We start from the raw sequence: 22,850 nt of genomic DNA on the forward strand, positions 1-22,850 counted from the left end.
GATCGACAACACCGCACCCGCACGTTTCCAGCTCCGTCGCATGCTGCCTCGTGATCCGGGTCAGCCGCACCGGGCGGCCAGCATGCTCGAGCTTTTCTTCGACCTCGTGTTCGTCGTGGCGGTGAGCATCGCTTCCGCCCAGCTGCATCATGCGCTCAGTCATGGGGACTTCGTGCACGGCATCGCCTCGTACGCGATGGTCTTCTTCGCGATCTGGTGGGCCTGGATGAACTTCACGTGGTTTGCCACGTCGTTCGATACCGATGACTGGTTGTACCGCGTGACGACGATCGTCCAGATGGGCGGTGTGCTGGTCATGGCCGCCGGCATTCCCGACGCGTTCGAGCACGGCAACTTCACGATCCCGGTCCTGGGATACATCGTGATGAGGGTCGCCATGATCGCGCAGTGGCTGCGGGCTTCGCGCTCCGCCGGCGAGCTGCGGGCGGCCACCCGCCGCTACGCCTTCGGGATCGGCGGTGTGCAAGTGCTGTGGATCCTGTTCCTGCTGATCCCCGGAGGGCCGTCGCAGATCGTCGCCTTCGTCGCGTTCGCCCTGATCGAGATCAGCGTCCCGGTCTTCGCGGAGCACCGGAAGCAGACGCCGTGGCATCCCCACCACATCACCGAACGCTACGGCCTGTTCACCCTGATCGTCCTCGGCGAGAGCCTGCTCGCCTCGGCGAACGCGATCATCGATGCCCTGAAGGAAGTCGAATCCCTCGGGCCGCTCATCGCGATCTCCGTGCTCACCCTCGTCGTCACCGCCTCGCTGTGGTGGGTCTACTTCTGGCCGCCGCATCACCGTGCGATCACGTCGTTCGGCCGCACGCTGCGGTACGGCTACATGCACTACTTCGTTTTCGCGGCTGCGGCGGCTTTCTCGGCGGGCATCGAGGTCGAGATCGACGTGCTGACCGGAAAGAGCGAGCTGTCGAGTGCGGCCGCCTCCTTCACGGTGACGATCCCGATCGCGCTCTTCCTGCTCGGCGTCTGGTGGATCGCGATCCGCGAGAACGCCGACCGTCTGGTGAACGCGGTCGTCCCGATCGGGGCGCTCGTCGTGTTGCTCGATCCGGTCCTTCCCATCCCCGTCGCCCTCACCGCCGTCATCCTCATCGGGATCGTGGTGGTGCTCGTCATCCGACCGCCCGTCGCGAGGGAGAACGACCGCCTGGGTTCATAGAAGAGACATAGGCTTCCCAAAGGCTCTTGATCGGCCGTGTGGCGACCATGGGGACACCCGATGGTTCACGAAAGGAGCCACATCATGAGCCGCATCCCCGAACCGGTCCAGACTCCCGACGGACCGGCGTATGAAGGTCGCCTCCTCGACAGGGCTGAGGAAGAAGTCGTCGACCAGGGCGCCGCGTTCGACCTGCGCACCCTGGTCAGCAGACGGGGGATGCTGAGCCTTGCCGGCATCGGGCTCGGCGCGGTCGTCCTGGCGGCCTGCGCACCGGCGTCGTCGAGCGGCTCGGGCTCGACGGCGACCCCCAGCGCGACGACCCCTGCGACCTCGCCGACCGCGACCGTCGACGGGGAGATCCCCGACGAGACGGCCGGCCCGTACCCCGGGGACGGCTCCAACGGTCCCGATGTGCTCGAGGACTCCGGCATCGTGCGGGCCGACATCCGCTCGTCGATCGACGGAGCCGCCACCGCGGACGGAGTGCCTCTCACCTTCGAACTCCAGATCCTGGATCTGGCAGGAGGGGGCGTGCCCTTCGAGGGAGTCGCTGTCTATGCCTGGCACTGCACGGCCCAAGGGGAGTACTCGATGTACTCCGAAGGACTCGAGAACGTCACCTATCTCCGTGGGGTGCAGGTGGCCGATGCGGACGGCAAGGTCGCATTCACATCGATCTTCCCCGGGTGCTACTCCGGCCGCTGGCCGCATATCCATTTCGAGGTGTATCCCGACCTGGCGTCCATCACCGAGGCGTCGAACGCCATCGCCACCTCGCAACTCGCGCTCCCGGAATCCGCGTGCAGCGAGGTCTACGCGCAGTCCGGCTACGACGGCTCGTCGCGCAACCTCGCCACCATCACGCTCGCGAGCGACAACGTGTTCGGAGACGACTCCGCCGCGCTGCAGCTGGCAACCGTGACGGGCGACGTCGCGAGCGGGTATGCGGCCACCCTCGTCGTCGGAATCGACACCGCCACGACGCCGACCGCGGGCGCAGCTCCCGGCGGCAGTGCAGGAGGCGGCGGGGAGCCGCCCGCAGGCTGAGCGCCGCGGGGTCGGGCCTCTCCCGCGACGTCGAGTGCGCGATCTGTTAGACTGTCTGATGCAACGTGAGTGATTCGCCCCTCTCGGCCGTCACGTCGCCACTGATCAGGGCCATTACGGACCGCTCACGTCGATGCGCGCGGGATCCGCCCTCGATCTCACATCAGCGAGGCGCCGACGTGCGCCCGCCCCACAGCAATGAGCATGACCATGAGTATCACGACCTTCCCTCCTACCGACCCGTTGACCTGGAAGCAGGCCGACACCGACGTGCACGTCGCGACGCGCAACGGCGAGTTCGCCGGCTTCGTCGAGTTCGACGGCTCCGCCCACCTCGTCCGTGACGAGCGCGGCACCGATCTCGGCGCGTTCGAGACCCTCGATGACGCCCAGGGCGCGCTCGAGAACAGCTCCGCGTCCCGCGCCGCTTGGGGCCGCCGGGCGCCCTTGACGCTCCCGCGCGCCTTCCGCCGGGGACTCCGCCGCGCCCGCGCCTGACTCCTGCCCCCGCCCGATCCGGCGGATCGGTCAGTTCCCGGTCTCGTCGGGCCAGGCCGCCGGGATCCCGCCCTCCGAGGTCGCAGGAACGACGCCCTGCAGGGGGGTGATGGTCTCCCACCCGGATGACGCGTCGCGCAGGAAGAGTACGACGGCATCGCCTCCCTGTTCCTCTGACATGGTGTCGTGCGTATCCCCGCAGCTGCGGGGAAGCGATGTGACGACGATCTCCGCGTCGCCGCTACCTGCGAGCCAGGAGTCCACTTCCACGTTCCAGGTCGTCGCGGGGATGTCCATGTAGCTCGTAGAGCCGGCCTGATCGATGATGCGGCCGAGCGCGACCGCATCCGCTTCCGCGGCGGCATCTGCCGGTGTCTCGAACCAGACCCAGTCGATGCATGCTTCCGAGGTGACGAGTGGAGAACCCGCGCAGCTCGCGGTCGGAGCGAGGGCGAGGAGCACAGCTGCGGCTGCAATCGCCCGGGCGTGTCGAGGCATGATCCGATCATGGCACAGCGCCGCGAGAACTCCGCGGTCGTATTCCGTTCGACGTATGTGGCCGGGGCTACTCTGAGTTAAGCGTTGGGCGTCCGCCTTGGGCTTTCACAGCCGCAGGGCTCCGATCGACGGGAGAACATCATCTCCACTTCACAGGTCGAAAAGACCGCAGCAACGCTGGGACCGGTACGTCAGACGTACGCCGGCAACGCAGACTTCCCCCCGATGGCTCAGGCCTACAAGCAGGTCTCCCAGGTCGTCCGAGAGATGGGACTGCTCCAGCGCGCGAGCGGGTTCTACATCTGGGTCTCCATCGCCATCACGGTGGCGCTCGCCGGCTGCATCGCCGGATTCATCCTGCTCGGCGACAGCTGGTTCCAGCTGCTCATCGCCGCAGCCCTCGGCATCGTCTTCACGCAGATCGCCTTCCTGACGCACGAAGCGGCCCACCGTCAGATCCTCAGCTCAGGACCAGCCAACTTCCGCCTGGCGCGCATCCTCGCCGCCAGCATCGGCATGAGCTACGCCTGGTGGGACTCCAAGCACACCAAGCACCACGGCAACCCGAACCAGGTGGGCAAGGACCCCGACATCGAGGTCGACACGATCTCGTTCCTCGAGGAGGACGCGGCGAAGTCCCGCGGCCTCATCCGGCTGATCACTCGCAAGCAGGGATGGCTGTTCTTCCCGCTCCTCACGCTCGAGGGCCTGAACCTGCACTATCTCGGCCTCAAGCACCTGACGACCAAGAAGAACGTCAAGGGACGCTGGATCGAGCTGAGCATCATCGCCGCCCGCTTCATCATCATCCTCGTGCCGGTCTTCATGATCCTCCCGCTGGGAATGGCGTTCGCGTTCATGGGCGTGCAGCTGGCCGTCTTCGGCGTCTACATGGGCGCCTCCTTCGCGCCGAACCACAAGGGCATGCCGATCATCGATCCGAACGCCCGTCTGGACTTCTTCTCGAAGCAGGTCCGCACCTCGCGCAACGTGAGCGGCGGATGGTGGGTCACCTCCTTCATGGGCGGACTGAACTACCAGGTCGAGCACCACCTGTTCCCGAACATGCCGCGTCCGAACCTGTCGAAGGCACGTGAAGTCGTGCGCGATTACTGCATCGCGAACGACGTGCCGTACACCGAGACCAACCTCATCCGGTCGTACGCCATCGTGATCCAGTACCTCAACCGGGTCGGGCTCTCCGCCGGAGCGGACCCGTTCGACTGCCCTGCCGTCTCGCAGTTCGGCCGCGCGTAGTCGCCACGCTTTCTCCGAGTCGCCCCGTTCCTCTTCCCAGAGGAGCTGGGCGACTCGTGGTTAAGGGAGGTGTCGATGAAGACGGCGGACCGGGAGAGAACGCAGAGGGGGCTGGCACGGATGATCCGTGCCAGCCCCCTTGAGGCGCCGGTGGTTCAGCGCTTGCTGCTCTTCTCGGTCTCGACCACGTCGATCGTGATCTTCTCGAGCGGGCCGTCGTCGACGATCTCGTCGTCCAGCACCTCGTCGCCGAGGAACTCCTCGGCCGGGGCGTCGTCGTCGTCGGCCGGCTCTGCAGCGACGGCCGGGGTCGTCGCCGCAGACTGCTCGTCCGAGAACACACCATCGGGGCGGATCAGCTCGCGCACCTCGGCCATGAAGCTCGTGAGCTGCTGCTGCTGCCACCGGAGCTGACGGGTGCGGTCCTCGGCGTCGCGCAGCACCGCGGAGGTGTGGTTGGTGACGGAGTCCACGATCTTCTGCGACTTCACGCGGGCGCGGTCCAGGGTCTCGCGGGCGCGCACCTGGGCGTCGGCCTCGATGGACTGCGCCTGCGAGCGCATCAGACGCTCGTAGTCCTCGGCCTTGGCCGAGATGCGCTGAGCGTGCTCGAGAGATGCGGCGACCTGCTCGTTCGCGTCGTTCGTGATGCGCTCGGCATGTGCGACGGCCTGGTTGTGCAGCACCAGGAACTCCTGCTGGGCGTCGTCCTGGCGACGGGTGAGCGTCTCCTCGAACTCCAGGACGCGGGCGTTCATCTCGCGGACCTCGCGCTCGGCATCGGCGCGCAGCTGCGTGGTCTCGCGGGTGACGAGCGACCGGAGCGCGGCGGCACCCTTCTCTGCCTCCGTGCGGATGGCGGTCGCCTCCTGGGACGCCTGGTTCACCTTCTCGGCGGCATGGCTCGCCTCGCGCTCCAGCCGCGCCTCGTGCGCCGTGTACTCGGTGTCCATCTTCAGTCGCACCTGGTCGGCGTCGCGCTGCGCCTGCGAGGTGATCCGCTCGGCGTCGGCCTCCGCCTCGGCGCGCTGAGCGGCCACCTCTTCGCGCGCGGCGGCCATGAGGCGGTCGGCCTGCACGGCCGCGTTCTGGATCAGCACGTTCGCCTGTTCCTCGGCCACCCGCAGGATCGCCTCGAACTGCTGACGCGACGGTGCTTCCTGACCCTCGGCCTTCGGGGCGTCGACGAGCTCGGACGTCAGGGTGGCGATCTGCTGCTCAGCCTCGCTGGCCTGTGCCTTCGCGGCGATGAGCTCACTCTCGATCGCTTCACGCGATGCGCGCTCCTCCGCACGGATGGATTCGAGGGCCGCCGTGTGACGCTCATCGGCATCTGCAAGATCGGCCGTCACTTGCTGAAGCTTGGTGCGCAGTGTCGCGAGGGCCGCGTCGACCTCGGTCTTGTCATATCCGCGGAAGCCCACGGTGAAAGTGGACGGGTCCTGCGTGTTCGTCTCGATCAGCTGGTCGAAGAAGTTGGGCGATCGCTGGCCGCTGTGATCGGCGTTTCCGGAGGATTCGCTCATGGCGGTTCCTGCCTTTCTGGCGGGGCCACGTCGTGAGCAGAGAGGAGCCGCTCCGCGGAGCGGAACGACGGGGAACACGCGGGCCGAAGGATGTCGTGAAGGGACTGGTGCCACGACAGCGACCTGCCGGAAGCCGGGCCGAGCGGTGGCGCGCTAACAGCATAGTTGCGTCTGCTGAGAGTTACGCCCCCCGGGTTTCGGTGGGCTGCGGAACGCGGTCGGTGCGCGGGGCGAAGACCGGGGTGAGTGCGGTGTGGAGCTGTCCGTCTCAGGGAGCGTGGATCAGGTGATCGAGCACCAGTTCGCCGGTGGCGTTGAGCACGCGCATCATCTCGGCGATCAGCTTCGCGTCGATCGGCGGCTGATCGGCGTCATCGAATCCGAACTGCAGAGGGATCGCCGGGTGGATCCACACGGTGGCTCGCAGATCCGGACCCTTGCCCACCGGCCGCCACGTCATCATGAAGCTCTCCTGGCGGCGCAGCTTGGTGGAGATGACGATCTTGAGGTGCGCGAGCGTCGCATCCTCGATGTGGATCGGGTCCGAGGTGCCGTCATACCTGAGTCTTCCCATAACCAGAACCGTACGCCCATCCACAGGTGTCCCCTGCATCGGAATCGCTCGCGACGCAATCCCCTTCTGCAATGGAGCGCAGAAGCCTAGCGTCACGACATGGACGACATGGACGAGAAGGATGAGACGAAGGAGACGCCGACGATGGTTCGTACCCAGGTCGCAGTCAACGAGGTCGGATTCTTCCTGGCGCAAGGCCAGGACGTCGCGGACCTGAAGCGCCGCATCGAGTCCGCCGTCCAAGCGGGGGGTCGCCTCGTGGATTTCCTCGTGGTCGGCAACCGTTCTGTCAGCGTTCTGATCTCCGCTTCGAGTCACGTCGTCATCTCGGTGGAGACGGTGGAGTTCGATACACGGGACTTCGGGGACGACTCCGTGCAATTCAGCGGTGCGTTCGACATGCTGTGACGAGGGTGGCGCAGGACTTCGCGGTAGCGTCCTGTCCGCACGGGATCGCGGTGCCGCTGCGGGTGCGCTGGTACGGTGACCACGGTGGACATCGCGTCCCTGGGGCCGGCCGAGCGGGAGAGAACTCGACATGAAGCGAACGTCACGGCTGCGTCTCGTGCGCGTCGCGATGGTCACCGTCGTCGCCCTGCTGGGGGCCGTGCTGGTGCCGTCGCTGGGATCGGCGCCTTCCGCGTCAGCGGCGACGGACGGTCGGATGGTCTATCCCGCGTCGGGGAACATCCAGTCCAAGGTGGGCGACGGGTGTCGCTCCAACTACCGTGCGCACGACGGCATCGACATCTCGGGCCAGGGCGGAACGCCGATCCTGGCCGCATACGACGGCATCGTCAGGACTCGCGCGTTCGGCAGCGGCTACGGAAACTACGTCGACATCGAGCACCCGGGCGGCTACGTCACCCGATACGCGCACATGGCAGCGCCGGGAACGGTCGCGCCCGGTGCACGCGTCGTACGCGGTCAGCAGATCGGCGTCGTCGGAAAGACCGGTGCCACGACCGCCCTTCACCTGCACTTCGAGGTGTGGCGCAACGGTGCGGTCTACACGCGGATCAACGACGGCTTCACGTGCCTGTCCAACGTCGCGCGGGGGACGGCGATCCCCTTGACCTTCCCCGGTCTGGGCGCGCTTCCGTATGCGGCGGTCCTCTCCGCGGACTACACCGGCAATCGCAAGGCGGATCTCCTCGGTATCGCCGCCGACAGCGACCTGCACCACTTCGGAGGAACCGGCACGGGCAGGTTCGGATCGGCATCGATCATCACCTCGGCCTGGGGAACGCGTAAACACCTCACCCATACGGATTTCAACGGCGATGGCGTGGGTGACATCCTGGTGGCGCGCAACGACGGAGTCCTCGAGTTCTACGCCGGTCGCGCGGGCGGCGGATTCGGAGGACTCAGCACCGCCGGCACCGGGTGGTACACGATGCTGCTGGTGACGTCGGGAGCCGACTACACGGGCGACGGACGGCAGGATGTGCTCGGGGTGTCTCCTGCCGGGATGCTCTCGATCTATCGGGGAAACGGAGCGGGAGGTTTCACCGCGCCGACCGTGACCGTCGGCGGCGGATGGCAGGAATTCCGTCACCTTGTCGGCGGCGACTTCGACGATGACGGCATCGGCGATCTCATGGCCGTCGACAGCGCCGGCACGCTCTTCTTCTATCCGGGCGTGGTCAACAAGTTCGGTGCGCGGCGGTCGCTCGGCGGTGGCTGGGGTGCGTTCACCGCCTTGACGGGAGGCGTGGACTACAACGGGGACGGCTTCGTGGACCTCATCGCGCGCACTGCGGCGGGTGAGCTGTATCTGTATCCGGGAACGGGGTCGGGGACGCTCGGTGCTCGTACCCTGATCGGAACCGGCTGGAGCGGTTACCTCGAGCTGGAATGACGCCGTCGCCGCTCAGCCGAGGAGCGCCATCACCAGCACGAGTACCGGCAGGCATCCGAGTGTCGTGAGGAACACCGTGTCACGCGATATCGCCTCGCCCACCCCGTATCGCTGCGAGTAGTTGAAGACGTTCTGCGCGGTCGGGAGGGCGGCGAGCACGGTGACGATCAGCACCTCGTGCGCCGCCAGGCCGAACACGAAGGTCGCCGCGGCCCAGGCCAGTGCCGGCATCACGAGAAGCTTGAGCCCGCTGGCGAGGAGCACGTCGCGCCGGTGCCCCCGCGCTCCGAGAACGCGCTGGCCGTGCAAGGACATGCCGTAGCTGATCAGCAGGACCGGCACGGCGGCATCCGCGATCAACTGCGCGGGTTCCATCACGATCGGGGGAACTGCGAGGCCGGTGATGGAGACGATCGTTCCCAGCAGTGAGCCGATGATGAGCGGGTTCGTCGCTGTGCGCAACAGCGTACGTCGGAGCGAGACACGTGCGCTGGAGACGGCGTCGAGGATCGCGAGCGAGATCGGGGTGAAGATCAGCAGCTGCATCAGGATGACAGGCGCCGGGTATGCGGCACTGCCGAGCAGGTAGAGCGACAGCGGAAGGCCGATGTTGTTGGAGTTGACCTGTCCGGCCGACAGGGCGCCGATCACCGTCTCTGCCATCGGGCGATGCCAGGCGAAACGGGCGACGAGCGCATAGATCGCGATCACGGCGACGGCGGCGATCGCGGAGACCGGCAGCAGGGCGGAGAACAGCAACTTCGCGTCGGCGTGCGCGAGCACGGAGAACAACAGGAACGGCGACAGCACGAAGAAGATCAAGCGGCCCAGCACGTGCGGCGCGTGCGGGCCCAGGAGGTCGATGCGCGCGATGAGATAACCCACCGCGATCGCCACGGCCACCACGGCGAATCCGGTGAGCGAGTCGATCATCTCTCGAGCGTATCGAGGCGCGGGAACCCTTCACGCAGATGACGGCTCATGACCGCATGGCGGTACCGGGGTCTCCGGCGATGCATCCCTACGATGAGAGCATGACCCGAGCTCGGACGGCCCGTTCCCTCGCTATCGCGATCGCCCTGCTCGGAGGGGTGGCGCTCGCGGGGTGTGCGCCTGAAGGTGCGACGTCTGCGCCGACGCCTTCGGCAGGCCAGAGCTCGGACACCCCCGCACCGACGGCGACTCCGACTGTCGCGGAATCCGCGGAGCCGACGCGGAAACCGCAGACGCCGGTGGCGCTCACCCAGGGCGAGCTGCTGCAGATCTGCATCGATGCGACCACTCCGCAGTTCGACCCGGACGTGCGCTTCGATGACACCAGAGCTCGCATCGAGGAGCGCACAGTGAGCCCCGAATGGCTCGTGCTCATCCCCGTGCAGACCAACGGCTACGACGGGCAGGCCGCGTGCACGATCGGCGGTTCGGCGGCCGACCCGGACATCGGGATGGCATCGGCATCGATCCAGGTGCTGTCGGAGGAGCAGATCCAGAAGATCATCCGCGGCGAAGATGACGGCACCGACGGCTGACACACCGTCGGGGAATGACCCGCTCTTCGCGGGAAAACGCCCTTTCACCAGGGCAAGGCAAAACCCCCGCCATGTAGAAGCTAGGCGAGGGTTTCTGGGACCGTTGTAACGACGGTCCTTGTGGCTCCGACGGGCGTCGATCCCGTGACCTCACGATTTTCAGTCGGATGCAGCGGGGTAACGAGTCTCATGTAGTGCTCGTTTGGCGCGTCAGTACGCGGGATGCGTCGTGGTTGGACGCAGGTGGTTTTGGGTGGATTCAGTGAAGCAACAGACACGGGACCGGCACGCACAGTGTGCTCACACTCTGGCCCCCTCCTCTCCCCTGAGCGTGCCTTCCTCTATCGCACGCTCCAGGATGACCGGAATGCCGCCGTTCGAGTCATTCGTGAAAATACGGACCTCACGCTCTGCGCGCGTGACGGCAAGATACAGCAAAGAAAGCAGCCTCCGACGTTCGGGGGATGCTGCGTTCTCGGGTATCGCCGGAAGCCCGACGACAAGGACGGTTTCGAACTGCAGTCCAGCCAAGTTCTCGGCCGAACCGATCACGATGCCTTTGCTGCGGTAGCCGAAACCGTCGACGTCCTCGCGTGATGTGATCGCTCGAACATGAAACTTCTCATTGGCGCTGAGGGCTGAAGCAAGCTTGCGATACGGTGCGCTCAGGCGGTCATCGACGATTGCAATCGCCATACGGCCACGACCGTAGACGTCGTGGACGGCCCTGATGATGTCATACTCTTCCGCCTCTTCAGTGCTTGCGTTCCGAACAATCGGTACCTCACCGTCCTTCTGGGACGATTCGATCGTCGCAAAATCGACGAGCCACTCGTCGCCGAACGCGTAGGTCGGGAATCCGTGGTGGATGTGCTTTACGAGATCGAGGACCTGGGGTGTGAATCGGTGGACGGTTGTAAGTTCCAGATCGGTCGAGTCTGCAAGTGAATCGTCGTCCCTACCATATTCCCCAGACCTGACGTCGTCGGCCGCAGCGCCGATATATTTCGCTGCTGGCGACTGCCGTGGATCGAGCGCCATGAAGATGCGGGGATAATTGTGTGCATCCGACGGCAGGTAATGCAGCACCTGCCGTTCGAGTGGGCTGAAGAGATGAAACTCATCAACGAAGACAAGGTCGTAACCGACAGATTTGCGTCTGCGATTCCAAGAATGGCTGGTGAGATGGCCGAGAAAGTCAGCCATCACCTGGTCAGTGGTTACGAGCGAGCGATCCTCCAAGCTCTGCATGTATGCGGTGTACAGAGCGAAGATGATCCGGAAATCCTGCCGTCCATCAATCGGCATCATCCAGGCGGAGCGCGGCGTCTGTGCATATCGTGCTTCGGCGCCGTGTGACGGAAATATCCCGGCGGCGCCAATAACCGATCCGAACTCGGTCAGCAGATCCCAAGCAAAGGCAAGCCGCTCGCCATCATCGGACGACTCAAGCCCGTTGAGAATGGTTTTCGAGGCGCCGGAGCGGTAGGTCACCCAATCTGTGGCGAGGAAATCTTCGATCACCCCACGGATTTCGTCGAGTTGCGCCTGCTTGCCTGAATCGCTGTCCTCTCCCACTACAGAGTAGTGGGAGGGGCCATCAGCGGTGATGGGAAGGATCTCTTCCGCAAGTGCGAGCAGAGGAACGATGTCGAGCTCAGGCAGCGGGCCGAGCCCTAGCATGTCAATGTTTCCAGAGATCTGGTTTGCAAGTGCCCAGCTGTGTGTTGTGATCAGAACGCGAATTTCTTCGCCGCGTGCTCGTGCCTGCACGATCTCCCACGCGGCTTTAAGAGTGAGGGCGAGCGTCTTCCCGGATCCAGCAGGGCCACGGAGTCTGATTGATCGAGTGGTTGAGGCGTCGATAAACGACCGCTGGTCTGGACTCGTTGCCCTGAGCCAGCCCGCGAGCGATACATCCTGTTGTTCGCCCGTCTGAACACGGGGAAGGAACACCTCAGCGTCGACCTCGCCACGCCGCTTCGACAGGTGGTCCTGGAGGTCGGAGATCGCCTGTTCCCAGTCCTGGATCACAGACTTAGGGAAGCGTGGGATCTCTTGCTGCAGTTGTTCGAGTCTTATGGGCGGGGTTGAATCATCACTTCGCCAGAACACGGTGAGACCGGGTCCCTGGTTGATTCGTTCCGTAATCCATCGGTGCCCACCACCACCGTGACCGGGAACGGCGAAGAAAGAAATAAGGTTGTCATGCTTGTACTGATGCCACGCCTTGGGGAGCGATACCTGCGACATCGTGGTTCGTTCGGCGTAAGAGGCCATTCGGCTGATAACTTCGCGCCGATGCTTGATCAATGCGTCCGGAACGAGGTTGTCCTGCGTGTGGGACTCTCGCCAGATCATCACTAACGGTGTGTCGCGGTCGTCATCGGTGGTCAAGAGAACGTCCGACTCGTCGTAGTGTGCAACAAAAATGCGCGGTGTGGCGTCAAGCGCTGCCTCGTCGATGGCCGATGCGACAAGACGGAGCGCTCGCGGTGACGTGATTAGCGGTTTCAATGGAGTTGTTCCTCTAGTCGTTCGGCATAGGCATTTCGTGTTTCCTCATACTCGTCGGGTAACCCAATAGGCATGAAAACCATGGCGAATCGCTGGACAACCGCATGGGAAAAGCGTTCAGAAAGCGCGCCGATTCGCCGGTACCCGCCGGCAGCGCGAGACGGCACAAGCGTGATGGATTGCTCCCAGACCTGTTCTATGTGCCGTAAGTACGCGAAATAGCCTTCTTCATAGCCGGGAGCGATCGCGTTTAGGAACAGAGAGTCGCCACGGGGCTGCGTGAAGCGCTGCTTGATCGCCTTCTTCGCCTCTTTGAGCAGGCTGTCGGGCTTACGCCCCGTCTGGATCAGATTCTGCGATCGAACCAGATCCGTTGTCGCGTTCTGGACAGTTGTCCACCGCCGAGTGGCGATGCGGATTCCTTCGCATGCATCTTGCAGCAACTGTGTTGTGGGGGGTGGCACTTCGTAGGCAAGCGACACCTCGGTCGGGTCGTCGACTTCATTGCACCAAGCGACAAGCCGTTCATTGCTTGGAGGGCGTAGCCCAGCCTCGCTCAATGCCGCTTTGAACGCTTCAACGTGGGTCTTCTGCAATATCCCGTGTTGTTCAGGGAAGTAGATCTCGAGCAGGTACTCGTTCGGGCTCAGAAGCGGGATGCAAGTTATCCGACCTGAATGCTTGTTATAGGCGAGGTCACAGTCGGCGGTGACGACCAGGAGATGGCGGTTCCAGGGGGTGCCCTCTCCCGTAGCCAACTCCAGCACGTCGCCCTGCTGGAGCTCCTCTTCTGCGGTACGGGAGTTGACTTCGTTGATCAATGCGCCTCGCTGGGTCGAAGGGGTTGGTGGCGAGTGTAGTCGATATGGGACGCCGCCCTTGAATGAGTAAAGAGAGTTCTCACAAGGTTGAAGCAGGGGCTCTTAACAAACCGCCATCGAGCGAGGCGCGGTCCCGATCGCAGTCGCGTCCCAGCGGCAGCGGCGCACCGGCTGTGGCCTCATGCCTCAGGTCGTCACCCTGCTAAATCGCGGCTTGACTCTTTCGAGAATCCGAAACAAGTGAACGAGCTTGTTTCGAACTATGACCTGGAGTTTTTTCCAGAACGGTCAGTGTCCCCCGGCTTGACAGGCTTCGCTGATCGGTTAGAGAAGGCTGGTGGGTCCCGGTCGTGTCAGGGTGCCGAAGCACTGTGGAGTTGTTCCCGCAATCGCGGAACACAACTCCAACAGGAGGTTGCAATGGCTATCCAGACATCCATCCCGGTCAACTTCGAGGTGTACTTCCCGCGCGGAGCCTTCATGGTCGGTGAGGTCGAGCCGGTCGCGAAGTGGTCCGACGACGGCCAGCGCCAGGGGCAGGACCTCGACAAGCGCACAGGGCACCCCCTGTGGCAAGTGCGGATCATCGACGCGGACCCGGACGCCAAGAAGGGTCAGGGAGAGGTGACAGTCAAGATCGCGAGCATCGCCGAGCCGCCAGCACCGCAAAAGCCGGAGCTCCACTCGCTCAACGACTGAGTCGGAACAGTCCAGGGGAGCGGCTCGGAAAACGCCCCTCGCCAGGGCAAAGCAAAACCCCCGCCATGTAGAAGCTAGGCGAGGGTTTCTGGGACCGTTGTAACGACGGTCCTTGTGGCTCCGACGGGCGTCGATCCCGTGACCTCACGATTTTCAGTCGTGCGCTCTACCAACTGAGCTACAGAGCCGCGCGACCGGCGAACCTGTCGCGTCCTAGACGAAGGGCCCTCTCCGAAGAAAGAGCCCGTCGCACGGAGCGACCCTGACGGGACTTGAACCCGCGACCTCCGCCGTGACAGGGCGGCACGCTAACCAACTGCGCTACAGGGCCATACTTGTTTTCAATTGTATCGGACGAGTGACCCCAACGGGATTCGAACCCGTGCTACCGCCGTGAAAGGGCGGCGTCCTAGGCCGCTAAACGATGGGGCCGAGTCAGTCCCGGGGGACTTCCTTGCCGACGCTCAAGCATAAGGGATGTCTGAGGCAAATCGCGAATCGAGGGCGCGGCGGCTTCCTCCCGGGCGTGTTCAGGGGGACGATGGAGGCGTCACCCGTGCGCACGAACTCACGATCTCACCTGTTGCGGATGTGAAAGTTGTTGTTAGTGTGACATGTGTGAAACCGGCGGAAGGGGCCGTGTGAACGATCTGACCACGGCGGATGCGGCAGCTGCAGCATCCGCGGAATGCGGGTGTGCGCCGAGCCCGGCTGAGAGCCGCGCGCTCCGCAAGAGCGGCATCACGCGCCGCGGTGCCCTCGGACTCGGCGCTCTGAGCGTCGTCGCGCTGAGCGCATTCGGTGTCACCTCCGGTGTCTCCGCCGCCTACGCCGCGTCCTATCCGAGCTGGGACGACGTGCAGAAGGCCAAGAAGAACCAGGCGGCGAAGGCGGCAGAGGTCAGTCGCATCGAAGGCCTCATCCAGTCCCTCACGCAGAAGGTCGCCGAGACGCAGGCGGCCGCGAAGGTCGCTTCCGACGACTTCTTCAAAGCTCAGCAGGAGTACTTCGCCGCGATCGCCAAGGCAGAGGAGCTCCAGGCGAAAGCCGACGAGCAGTCCGGCATCGCCGACGAATCCGCCCGTAAGGCAGGTCAGGTCGCGGCGCAGCTGTACCGCAACGGTGGCGACGACACCTCTCTCGAGCTGTTCTTCGCCGGTTCCGCCAGCAACGCCGACGAACTTCTGTCGCGCCTGGGCACGATGGACAAGCTCCTCGAATTCAACCAGTCCGTCTACGACGATGCAGTCGCGGCACGCAACTCCGCGCAGTCTCTGAGCGATCAGGCCGTCGTCGCACGAACCGAGCGCGACCGCCTGCAGCAGATCGCCGAGCAGAAGATGGTCGCGGCGCAGCAGGCGGCCGACGCGGCACAGGCCGCGCTCGACGAGCAGTCCGCGAACCTCGCCACGATGCAGGCGCAGCTCGCCGCGCTCAAGGACACGACCGCCAAGACGGTCGCCCAGTACCAGAAGGGCGTGGAAGAGGCCGAGAAGGAGCGCAAGCGTCGCGAGGCTGCCGAGGCGGCAGCAGCTGCGGCCGCTGCCGGTGGCAACAGTGGCGGCGGCGGTGGCGGCGGTTCGCCTGCTTCCAGCGGTTGGGTGCGTCCGCACGGCGGCTACCGCAGCTCGGGCTACGGACCCCGCTCACAGCAGTGCAACGCGAACGGATGCTCCTCGAGCTGGCACTACGGCGTCGACCTGGCGAACGGCTGCGGTGCGGCCATCTACGCCGCGCACTCCGGCACCGTCGACGCGGCCTTCTACAACGGCGGCTACGGCAACTACGTGCGCATCCAGCACGGAGGCGGCATCGCCACCGGGTACGCGCACATCCGCCAGTTCGCCGTCCGCAGCGGCCAGTGGGTCAGGGCGGGACAGGTCATCGCCTACGCCGGGAACACCGGAGGCTCGTTCGGGTGCCACCTCCACTTCGAGGTGTACATCAACGGGGCCTACACGAACCCGATCAACTTCATGGCGGGCAAGGGCATCTCGGTCTGACTCCGGCCCATCACGACGAAGACCCCCGGCCGCAGAGCGGTACCGGGGGTCTCCTCGTTCACAGTGCCGGGCGGCGGCAGAGACCGTCGCGGCGGGGTCAGTGCCCCTGCTCGCTGAAGCGGACGATGGCCTCGTCGAGGATGCGCTGCGCCTCGGCAGCGTTTCCCCACTCATCGACCTTGACCCACTTGTTGGGCTCGAGGTCCTTGTAGTGCTCGAAGAAGTGCGAGATCTCCTTCTTCGTGTACTCGGCGATGTCCTCGATGTCCTGGATGTGCGCCCAGCGCGGGTCCTTCGACAGCACGGCGACGAGCTTGTCGTCTCCGCCGGCCTCGTCGCTCATCTTCAGAACCGCGACGGGCCGGACCTCGACGACGACACCGGGGTAGATGGCGTGGTCGAGCAGCACGAGCACGTCGAGCGGGTCGCCGTCCTCGCCGAGCGTGTTGTCGAAGTAGCCGTAGTCGGCCGGGTAGCCGAAGGTCGTGTAGAGCACGCGGTCGAGGTGCACTCGTCCGGTCTCGTGGTCGACCTCGTACTTCACGCGGCTGCCGCGCGGAATCTCGATGACGGCGTCGTGTGCGCCCATGCGTGTGCTCCTCAGGAAAGTTCGGTTGGATGCCGCGGACTAGCCTAGTCGCGGCTGCTGCACGCCCGCGGGTGCCGACCGATCAGGTCGCGGGTGGGGCGGTCGACCGTGGCGGACAGAACCTGATGCGTGTCCTACCGTGGAGGGGTGCCGTCGCTCTCACCTGTCATCGCCGAGATCCGCCTCGCCGTGCGCACCGCGCTCGCGGAGCTGCCCGAAGGATCCACTGTCATCGTCGGCCTCTCCGGAGGGGCGGATTCGCTCGCGCTGACCGCCGCCACCGTCTTCGAGGGCCGGAGCCGCCGCATCCAGGTGCTGAGTCTGACCGTCGACCACGGACTGCAGGAGGGATCGTCGCTCATCGCGAGCACCGCCGCGGTCGCGGCGGAGGGCGTGGGTGTGGATGACGCGCTGCAGACCCGCGTCGAGGTCGACCGCTCATCCGGCGCGGGTATCGAGGCGGCCGCGCGCGACGCCCGCTACGCCGCGCTCGCCGGTGTCGCGCGGGCAGAAGGAGCAGCGGCCGTCCTGCTCGGGCACACCCTCGACGATCAGGCCGAGACCGTGCTGCTCGGTCTCGCCCGCGGTTCCGGTGCGACCAGCCTGCAGGGCATGGCGCCGATGCGAGAGGACGAGGACGGCCTCCGCTGGATCCGCCCGTTGCTCGGCGTGCGCCGGGAGACGACGCGGGCATTCTGCACGGCATCCGCTCTCGATTTCTGGGACGACCCCCACAATCTCGATGAGCGCTTCGCGCGTGTGCGCGCCCGTGAGACGGTGCTGCCCGTGCTGGAGGCGGAGCTCGGACCCGGCATCGCCGAGGCGCTCGCCCGCACGGCCGAGCAGCTGCGGGAAGATGCCGCGGCGTTCGACGAGATGATCCACGAGACGATCGAGGACATCGTGGAGCACGCCGAGGCCGGCATCTCCGTCAGCGTGGCCGCGCTCGCCGCGAACCCGGCGGCGCTGCGGAACCGCATCATCCGCCTCGTGGTCGACAGCGAGTTCGGGGTGAGCCTCACCCGCGCGCAGACCCTGGAGGTGGCGCGCCTGGTGACGGACTGGTCGGGGCAGGGGCCGATCGACCTGCCCGGATGCTCCGCCGCTCGCCGCGGCGGACAGGTCGTGTTCGCGGCGCGCGACTGACTCCCTCGCTCGCACCTTTGCGGCCGAAGACGACTTCTGCGACCCCTCGGATGGGAGGAAGCCGCAGAAGTCGAGAATGGCCGCCGTCGTGGCGACCCAGGATGAGGGTGGCTACTTCTTGCCGCCGAGGAGGCCGCCGAGCAGACCGCCCAGGTCGATGCCACCGCCGGAGCCGCTGTTGCCGCCGCCACCGAGCAGCCCGCCGAGCACGTCGCCGATGCCGCCGCCGGAACCGTTGTTGCCGCCACCCAGGAGGCCGCCGATGAGATCGCCGATCCCGCCCGAGCTCTCGGAGCCGGCATCCGCCTTCTCCGCCTTGCCCTTATTGGCGTTCGCGATCAGACCCATGACGATGGGGGCGAGGATCGGGAGCAGCTTGCCGAAGTCGATGCCGGCGGTGGCCTTCGACTCGGTGAGCTGCTGGGTGACCTGCTTCTCGTCCGCTCCGAGGATGTGGCTGACGATCTTGCCCCCGTCGGCCTCGTCGATCTCGTCGACCGTGGAGACGCTCTTGGCGCCTTCATGCTTCTTCAGTGCCGCCTGGATCGCGGATGATCCCTCGTCGGTCTCGGCGTTCTTGGCCAGACCGCCCAGCAGTACGGCACCGCCCTGCTCGACCGCGGCCTTGGCGACGTCGGGGGAGACGCCGAGCTTCGCGGCGATGTCGTCGATCGGCACCTGCTTCAAGATGTCGTCAAGGGCCATGGTGAATCCTTCCGTCTGTGGGCGTGAGCCCGTCTCACCGCTCACAGTAGTGCGGATGCCCCCGGGCGGGGGGAGCAGATATGGGGGATGACCGGCACCGCGGACGGAGCATCCGACCCCGTCGCCTAAAATCGATCCATGCGCGCCTCGGAGATCCAGGATGACCTTGCACAGATCCTCGTCACAGAGGAGGAGATCCTCGCCAAGCTCGACGAGCTGGCGACGCAGGTCGCTGAGGACTACGCCGGGAAGGACCTGATCCTGGTCGGCGTCCTCAAGGGCGCGGTCATGGTGATGGCCGACTTCGCCCGGGCGTTGCCTTTCCACGCGCCGATGGACTGGATGGCCGTCTCGAGCTACGGCGCCAGCACGAAGTCGAGCGGCGTGGTGCAGATCCGCAAGGACCTCGACACCGACCTCAACGGCAAGCATGTGCTGATTGTGGAGGACATCATCGACTCCGGCCTGACCCTCAGCTGGCTGCTGGAGAACTTCGAGTCCCGCGGGGCCGAGTCGATCGAGGTGCTCGCGCTGCTTCGCAAGCCCGAGGCGGCAAAGGTCGTCATCGACTGCCGCTACGTCGGCTTCGACATCCCCACGGACTTCGTCGTCGGCTACGGGCTCGATTACGACGAGCGCTACCGCAACCTGCGCGACGTCGCGGTGCTCGCTCCGCACGTCTACAGCTGACGCGCCCGGCGCGTCCATGCGCCCCCCTTCCCGGGCGCCCTTCGTCTCATCGCTCGGGCTCCTCGCTCAGGAACCGGGGGTGAGGGGTACGCCGTGGGCGAATCACAGCTAGCGGCAAAGGACGGCGCGATACGCTGATCCGATCATGGATGTGAAGAAGATCACCAGGAACCCCCTGATCTACGTGGCGCTGATCGGTCTGCTGCTGTTCGGCGGCTTCCTGCTGATCTCGAACCTCGGTGCGCCCAAGCAGATCACCACGCAAGAGGGGCTGAAACTGCTCGCCGGCACCACGGTCACCGAGGTGCTCAACACCGATGGCGACCAGCGCGTCGACATGACGCTCTCGAAGGCCTTCGAGGGCGCGGAGAACGTGCAGTTCTACTATGTCGACGCCCGGGCCGACGAGGTCGTCGCGGCGATCAACGACGCCGATCTCAAGGACGGCTTCAACGACGCGGTGCCGCGCTCCACCTGGTTCGACGGCTTCATCTCCCTTCTCCTCCCGCTCGTGCTGCTGGGCCTGCTGTTCTGGTGGCTGTTGTCGTCGATGCAGGGCGGCGGCGGCAAGGTCATGCAGTTCGGCAAGTCGAAGGCGAAGCTCGTCAACAAGGAGTCGCCGACCGTCACCTTCGCCGACGTGGCCGGTGCCGACGAGGCGATCGAGGAGCTCCACGAGATCAAGGAGTTCCTGCAGGACCCCGCGAAGTTCCAGGCGATCGGTGCTCGCATCCCGAAGGGCGTGCTGCTGTACGGCCCTCCGGGAACCGGCAAGACCCTCCTCGCCCGCGCGGTCGCCGGTGAGGCAGGCGCCCCCTTCTACTCGATCTCCGGATCCGACTTCGTCGAGATGTTCGTGGGTGTCGGAGCCTCCCGTGTGCGTGACCTGTTCAACGTCGCCAAGGAGAATGCGCCGGCGATCATCTTCATCGACGAGATCGATGCTGTCGGTCGCCACCGTGGCGCTGGTATGGGCGGCGGAAACGATGAGCGCGAGCAGACCCTGAATCAGATGCTCGTCGAGATGGACGGCTTCGACCCCAACGCGAACGTCATCGTGATCGCGGCGACGAACCGTCCCGACATCCTCGACCCTGCGCTGCTGCGTCCCGGTCGTTTCGACCGTCAGATCGGCGTCGATGCCCCCGATCTCAAGGGTCGCCAGAAGATCCTCGAGGTACACAGCAAGGGCAAGCCGCTCGCGAAGAGCGTCGACCTCGAGGTCGTCGCCCGCAAGACCCCGGGATTCACCGGTGCCGATCTGGCGAACGTGCTGAACGAAGCCGCGCTGCTCACCGCGCGCTCGAATGCACAGCTGGTCGACAACCGCGCACTCGACGAGGCCATCGATCGTGTGATCGCCGGCCCGCAGCGACGCACGCGTGTGATGAAGGACAAGGAGAAGCTCATCACGGCCTACCACGAGGGCGGACACGCTCTGGCGGCGGCGGCGATGAACTACACCGACCCGGTGACCAAGATCACGATCCTGCCGCGTGGCAAGGCTCTCGGCTACACCATGGTGCTCCCGCTGGACGACAAGTATTCGGTCACCCGCAACGAGCTGCAGGATCAGCTGACCTACGCCATGGGCGGTCGCGTCGCGGAGGAGATCATCTTCCACGACCCCACCACCGGCGCGTCGAACGACATCGAGAAGGCGACGTCGATCGCCCGCAAGATGGTCATCGAGTACGGCATGACCACGCAGGTCGGTCCGGTCAAGCTCGGCACCGAGGGCGGAGACATGTTCGTGGCCCGCGACATGGGGCGTGGCCGCGAGTACTCCGAGAAGGTCGCCGAGCGCGTCGATGCCGAGGTGCGCGCGCTCATCGAGCAGGCGCACAACGAGGCGTACACGGTGATCAGTGAGAACCGCGACATCCTCGACCGTCTCGCCCTGGCGCTGCTGGAGGAGGAGACCCTCGATCACAATCAGATCGCGGAGATCTTCACCGAGATCAAGAAGCTCCCCGAGCGTCCGTTGTGGCTGTCGAGCGAGGATCGCCCGGTCTCGGAGCGTCCTCCGATCGAGGTGCCGAAGAAGGATGTCTCCCTCGCCGCCTCCGTCGAGGCGCCGGCCGCTGCCGCGCGCACGCAGACGGGATCGGCGGGCGCCGGTCAGGCGCGACCAGCGACGGCCTGAGCGTGGCCGTCGACAGAGGTCGCGTCGAACGGTTCACCCGCGAACTGCTCGAGGCGATCGGGGAGGATCCCGACCGGCCTGGATTGAAGCAAACGCCCGCGCGCATGGCCGAGCTGTACTCGGAGTTCTTCTCCGGGGTCGGTGAGGATGCCGCGGAGCCGCTGGCGCGCACCATCAGCGTCACGCGTGGCCCCGCCCCCGACACCCTTCCTTCCGGCGCCGTGCTGCTGCGCGACATCCGGTTCCGCTCGGTGTGCGAACACCATCTGCTTCCCTTCGCCGGCCGTGCGCACCTCGCCTACCTCCCCGGCGAACAGGTCGTCGGGCTGGGAGCGCTCGTGCGCGTCGTGGAGATCCTCGCCTCACGACCGCAGGTGCAGGAGCGACTCGGTGAGCAGATCGCCGACACCATCGCCGAGCACCTCGACACCCGCGGCGTGCTGGTCGTGCTCGACGCCAGCCACGGCTGCGTCACGATGCGCGGCGGACGCCAGCCCGAAGCCTCCACCCTCACGATCGCCGCGCGAGGGGAGTACACCGACCCGATCGCGCGTGCCGAGCTCATCGCGCTGATCGGCCCTTCGACGAGCTCAGGGACCCAGGGCTCAGGGGCCCAGGGCTCAGGGGCCTAGGCATGACCGGCATCTGGGGCATCGTCAATGTCACCCCTGACTCGTTCAGCGATGGCGGCCGCTTTCTGGACGTCGACCGCGCGGTCGCGCAGGGGCTGCAGCTTCGTGCCGACGGCGCGACTGTGCTCGACATCGGCGGTGAGTCGACTCGTCCGGGCGCCGAGCGTGTCAGCGCGGCCGTCGAGCAGCAGCGCGTGCTCCCCGTGATCGAGCAGCTGGTCGCAGCGGGGGCCCCGGTCAGCGTCGACACGATCAACGCGTCCACAGCCGCGGCCGCTGTGCGAGCCGGGGCACGGATCGTGAACGACGTCTCGGGCGGCCTCGCCGATCCGGACATGCGTGCCGCCGTCGCCGAGTCCGGCGCCGACTTCGCGATCGGGCACTGGCGCGGTTTCTCCGATGACATGTACGCGCACGCGGAGTACCGCCGCGCCGCGCGAGAGGTCGCGGGGGAGCTGCAGGAGCGCGTCGGCGAAGCCGCCGCATCCGGAATCGCCCCTTCTCGACTGATCGTCGATCCGGGCATCGGCTTCGCAAAGGCCGGAGACCAGAACTGGGACGTGCTACGGGGGCTCGACGAGATCGTCGGGCTCGGGCTGCGCGTGCTGGTCGGCACCTCGCGCAAGCGCTTCCTCGCCGAGACGCTGCGTCAGTCGGCCGGATCGGCGGCGGTCCATGCCGAGGTGTCGGAGCAGCGGCGCGATCTCGCCACGGCGGTCACCAGCGCCCTCGCGGCCCGCGCCGGCGTATGGGCGGTGCGCGTGCACGACGTCGCCGCCACCCGCGACGCCCTGGCGATCACGCACGCCTGGGACGGTCGCTGAGGCGTCCTCTCGGCGCGGCCGGTGGGTCGCGTGTCCACAACTCAGGACGATTCGGGCGGGAACGGCGGGTGGCGCGCGTGCTCCTGCGGAGAAGGCCCA

At 65.9% G+C, this 22,850-nt stretch carries 22 protein-coding genes and 3 tRNA genes; 14 read left to right on the forward strand and 11 right to left on the reverse strand.

Going from position 1 to position 22,850, the window contains the following annotated elements; genetic code table 11:
- Positions 1–40 precede the first annotated feature (40 nt).
- The 3 genes from KZC51_RS05525 (at position 41) to KZC51_RS05535 (ending at position 2,734) form a co-directional block, all read left to right on the forward strand.
- On the forward strand, positions 41–1,186 hold the full coding sequence (locus KZC51_RS05525; protein ID WP_247630592.1) for a low temperature requirement protein A: 1,146 nt from the start codon (positions 41–43) through the stop codon (positions 1,184–1,186).
- A gap of 84 nt (positions 1,187–1,270) precedes the next feature.
- The gene (locus tag KZC51_RS05530) at positions 1,271–2,236 is read left to right on the forward strand and encodes an intradiol ring-cleavage dioxygenase (RefSeq protein ID WP_247629012.1); all 966 of its coding nucleotides are present in this window, start codon (positions 1,271–1,273) and stop codon (positions 2,234–2,236) included.
- A gap of 210 nt (positions 2,237–2,446) precedes the next feature.
- Entirely contained in the window at positions 2,447–2,734 is a 288-nt protein-coding gene (locus tag KZC51_RS05535; protein ID WP_247629013.1) for a hypothetical protein, read from the forward strand.
- 30 nt (positions 2,735–2,764) lie between these two features.
- Here the strand turns inward: KZC51_RS05535 and KZC51_RS05540 are convergent, their stop codons facing one another.
- Positions 2,765–3,232, reverse strand: coding sequence for a hypothetical protein (locus KZC51_RS05540; protein ID WP_247629014.1), 468 nt, complete (start codon positions 3,230–3,232; stop codon positions 2,765–2,767).
- Between the two features lie 225 nt (positions 3,233–3,457).
- Here KZC51_RS05540 and KZC51_RS05545 point away from each other — a divergent pair, with 225 nt between their 5' ends.
- Complete coding sequence (locus KZC51_RS05545; protein WP_247629015.1) at positions 3,458–4,489, forward strand: fatty acid desaturase family protein; 1,032 nt, start codon at positions 3,458–3,460, stop codon at positions 4,487–4,489.
- Between the two features lie 155 nt (positions 4,490–4,644).
- Here the strand turns inward: KZC51_RS05545 and KZC51_RS05550 are convergent, their stop codons facing one another.
- Together KZC51_RS05550 and KZC51_RS05555 are read right to left on the reverse strand one after the other, a co-directional pair.
- Entirely contained in the window at positions 4,645–6,015 is a 1,371-nt protein-coding gene (locus KZC51_RS05550; protein ID WP_247629016.1) for a coiled-coil domain-containing protein, read from the reverse strand.
- 268 nt (positions 6,016–6,283) lie between these two features.
- Positions 6,284–6,589, reverse strand: coding sequence for a DUF7882 family protein (locus KZC51_RS05555; RefSeq protein ID WP_247629017.1), 306 nt, complete (start codon positions 6,587–6,589; stop codon positions 6,284–6,286).
- Between the two features lie 99 nt (positions 6,590–6,688).
- On the opposite strand from KZC51_RS05555, the gene KZC51_RS05560 reads away from it, so the two are divergent.
- The gene (locus KZC51_RS05560) at positions 6,689–6,997 is read left to right on the forward strand and encodes a hypothetical protein (protein ID WP_247629018.1); all 309 of its coding nucleotides are present in this window, start codon (positions 6,689–6,691) and stop codon (positions 6,995–6,997) included.
- Positions 6,998–7,127: 130 nt separating this feature from the next.
- Positions 7,128–8,450: a VCBS repeat domain-containing M23 family metallopeptidase gene (locus KZC51_RS05565; protein WP_247629019.1), complete on the forward strand. Its 1,323-nt coding sequence runs from the start codon at positions 7,128–7,130 to the stop codon at positions 8,448–8,450.
- Between the two features lie 12 nt (positions 8,451–8,462).
- Here KZC51_RS05565 and KZC51_RS05570 read toward each other — a convergent pair whose 3' ends face one another.
- Positions 8,463–9,383, reverse strand: coding sequence for an AEC family transporter (locus tag KZC51_RS05570; RefSeq protein WP_247629020.1), 921 nt, complete (start codon positions 9,381–9,383; stop codon positions 8,463–8,465).
- A gap of 101 nt (positions 9,384–9,484) precedes the next feature.
- Here KZC51_RS05570 and KZC51_RS05575 point away from each other — a divergent pair, with 101 nt between their 5' ends.
- Positions 9,485–9,979 carry a hypothetical protein gene (locus tag KZC51_RS05575; protein WP_247629021.1) on the forward strand — a complete coding sequence of 165 codons (495 nt, stop codon included), beginning with the start codon at positions 9,485–9,487 and terminating at the stop codon, positions 9,977–9,979.
- Positions 9,980–10,279: 300 nt separating this feature from the next.
- Here the strand turns inward: KZC51_RS05575 and KZC51_RS05580 are convergent, their stop codons facing one another.
- Entirely contained in the window at positions 10,280–12,376 is a 2,097-nt protein-coding gene (locus KZC51_RS05580) for a DEAD/DEAH box helicase (RefSeq protein ID WP_247629022.1), read from the reverse strand.
- A gap of 116 nt (positions 12,377–12,492) precedes the next feature.
- On the reverse strand, positions 12,493–13,317 hold the full coding sequence (locus KZC51_RS05585) for a hypothetical protein (RefSeq protein WP_247629023.1): 825 nt from the start codon (positions 13,315–13,317) through the stop codon (positions 12,493–12,495).
- Between the two features lie 420 nt (positions 13,318–13,737).
- Here KZC51_RS05585 and KZC51_RS05590 point away from each other — a divergent pair, with 420 nt between their 5' ends.
- On the forward strand, positions 13,738–14,016 hold the full coding sequence (locus KZC51_RS05590; RefSeq protein WP_247629024.1) for a hypothetical protein: 279 nt from the start codon (positions 13,738–13,740) through the stop codon (positions 14,014–14,016).
- A gap of 115 nt (positions 14,017–14,131) precedes the next feature.
- Here KZC51_RS05590 and KZC51_RS05595 read toward each other — a convergent pair.
- The 3 genes from KZC51_RS05595 to KZC51_RS05605 all read right to left on the reverse strand — a co-directional run bounded on the left by KZC51_RS05595 (position 14,132) and on the right by KZC51_RS05605 (position 14,448).
- Positions 14,132–14,204: transfer RNA gene (locus KZC51_RS05595), tRNA-Phe, on the reverse strand.
- Positions 14,205–14,273: 69 nt separating this feature from the next.
- Positions 14,274–14,347, reverse strand: a tRNA-Asp gene (locus KZC51_RS05600).
- A 28-nt stretch (positions 14,348–14,375) separates the two neighbouring features.
- Positions 14,376–14,448 (reverse strand) — tRNA-Glu (locus tag KZC51_RS05605).
- 209 nt (positions 14,449–14,657) lie between these two features.
- Between KZC51_RS05605 and KZC51_RS05610 the strand changes: the two genes are divergently transcribed.
- Complete coding sequence (locus tag KZC51_RS05610) at positions 14,658–16,019, forward strand: M23 family metallopeptidase (protein ID WP_247629025.1); 1,362 nt, start codon at positions 14,658–14,660, stop codon at positions 16,017–16,019.
- A 97-nt stretch (positions 16,020–16,116) separates the two neighbouring features.
- Here the strand turns inward: KZC51_RS05610 and ppa are convergent, their stop codons facing one another.
- Positions 16,117–16,608 carry an inorganic diphosphatase gene (gene ppa, locus KZC51_RS05615; protein WP_247629026.1) on the reverse strand — a complete coding sequence of 164 codons (492 nt, stop codon included), beginning with the start codon at positions 16,606–16,608 and terminating at the stop codon, positions 16,117–16,119.
- A 147-nt stretch (positions 16,609–16,755) separates the two neighbouring features.
- On the opposite strand from ppa, the gene tilS reads away from it, so the two are divergent.
- On the forward strand, positions 16,756–17,754 hold the full coding sequence (tilS, locus tag KZC51_RS05620) for a tRNA lysidine(34) synthetase TilS (RefSeq protein ID WP_247629027.1): 999 nt from the start codon (positions 16,756–16,758) through the stop codon (positions 17,752–17,754).
- A 111-nt stretch (positions 17,755–17,865) separates the two neighbouring features.
- Here tilS and KZC51_RS05625 read toward each other — a convergent pair whose 3' ends face one another.
- Entirely contained in the window at positions 17,866–18,459 is a 594-nt protein-coding gene (locus KZC51_RS05625; RefSeq protein ID WP_247629028.1) for a DUF937 domain-containing protein, read from the reverse strand.
- Between the two features lie 138 nt (positions 18,460–18,597).
- Here KZC51_RS05625 and hpt point away from each other — a divergent pair, with 138 nt between their 5' ends.
- The 4 genes from hpt (at position 18,598) to folP (ending at position 22,751) form a co-directional block, all read left to right on the forward strand.
- Positions 18,598–19,149: a hypoxanthine phosphoribosyltransferase gene (gene hpt / locus KZC51_RS05630; protein ID WP_247629029.1), complete on the forward strand. Its 552-nt coding sequence runs from the start codon at positions 18,598–18,600 to the stop codon at positions 19,147–19,149.
- 145 nt (positions 19,150–19,294) lie between these two features.
- Positions 19,295–21,295: an ATP-dependent zinc metalloprotease FtsH gene (gene ftsH, locus KZC51_RS05635; protein WP_247629030.1), complete on the forward strand. Its 2,001-nt coding sequence runs from the start codon at positions 19,295–19,297 to the stop codon at positions 21,293–21,295.
- Between the two features lie 2 nt (positions 21,296–21,297).
- Complete coding sequence (gene folE / locus KZC51_RS05640; protein ID WP_247629031.1) at positions 21,298–21,927, forward strand: GTP cyclohydrolase I; 630 nt, start codon at positions 21,298–21,300, stop codon at positions 21,925–21,927.
- Positions 21,928–21,929: 2 nt separating this feature from the next.
- A complete protein-coding gene (folP, locus tag KZC51_RS05645) occupies positions 21,930–22,751 on the forward strand; it encodes a dihydropteroate synthase (RefSeq protein WP_247629032.1) in 822 nt (273 codons plus the stop codon).
- Positions 22,752–22,850: the final 99 nt, after the last annotated feature.

Origin of the sequence: Microbacterium croceum, assembly GCF_023091245.1 — a bacterium.
GTDB lineage: Bacteria > Actinomycetota > Actinomycetes > Actinomycetales > Microbacteriaceae > Microbacterium > Microbacterium croceum.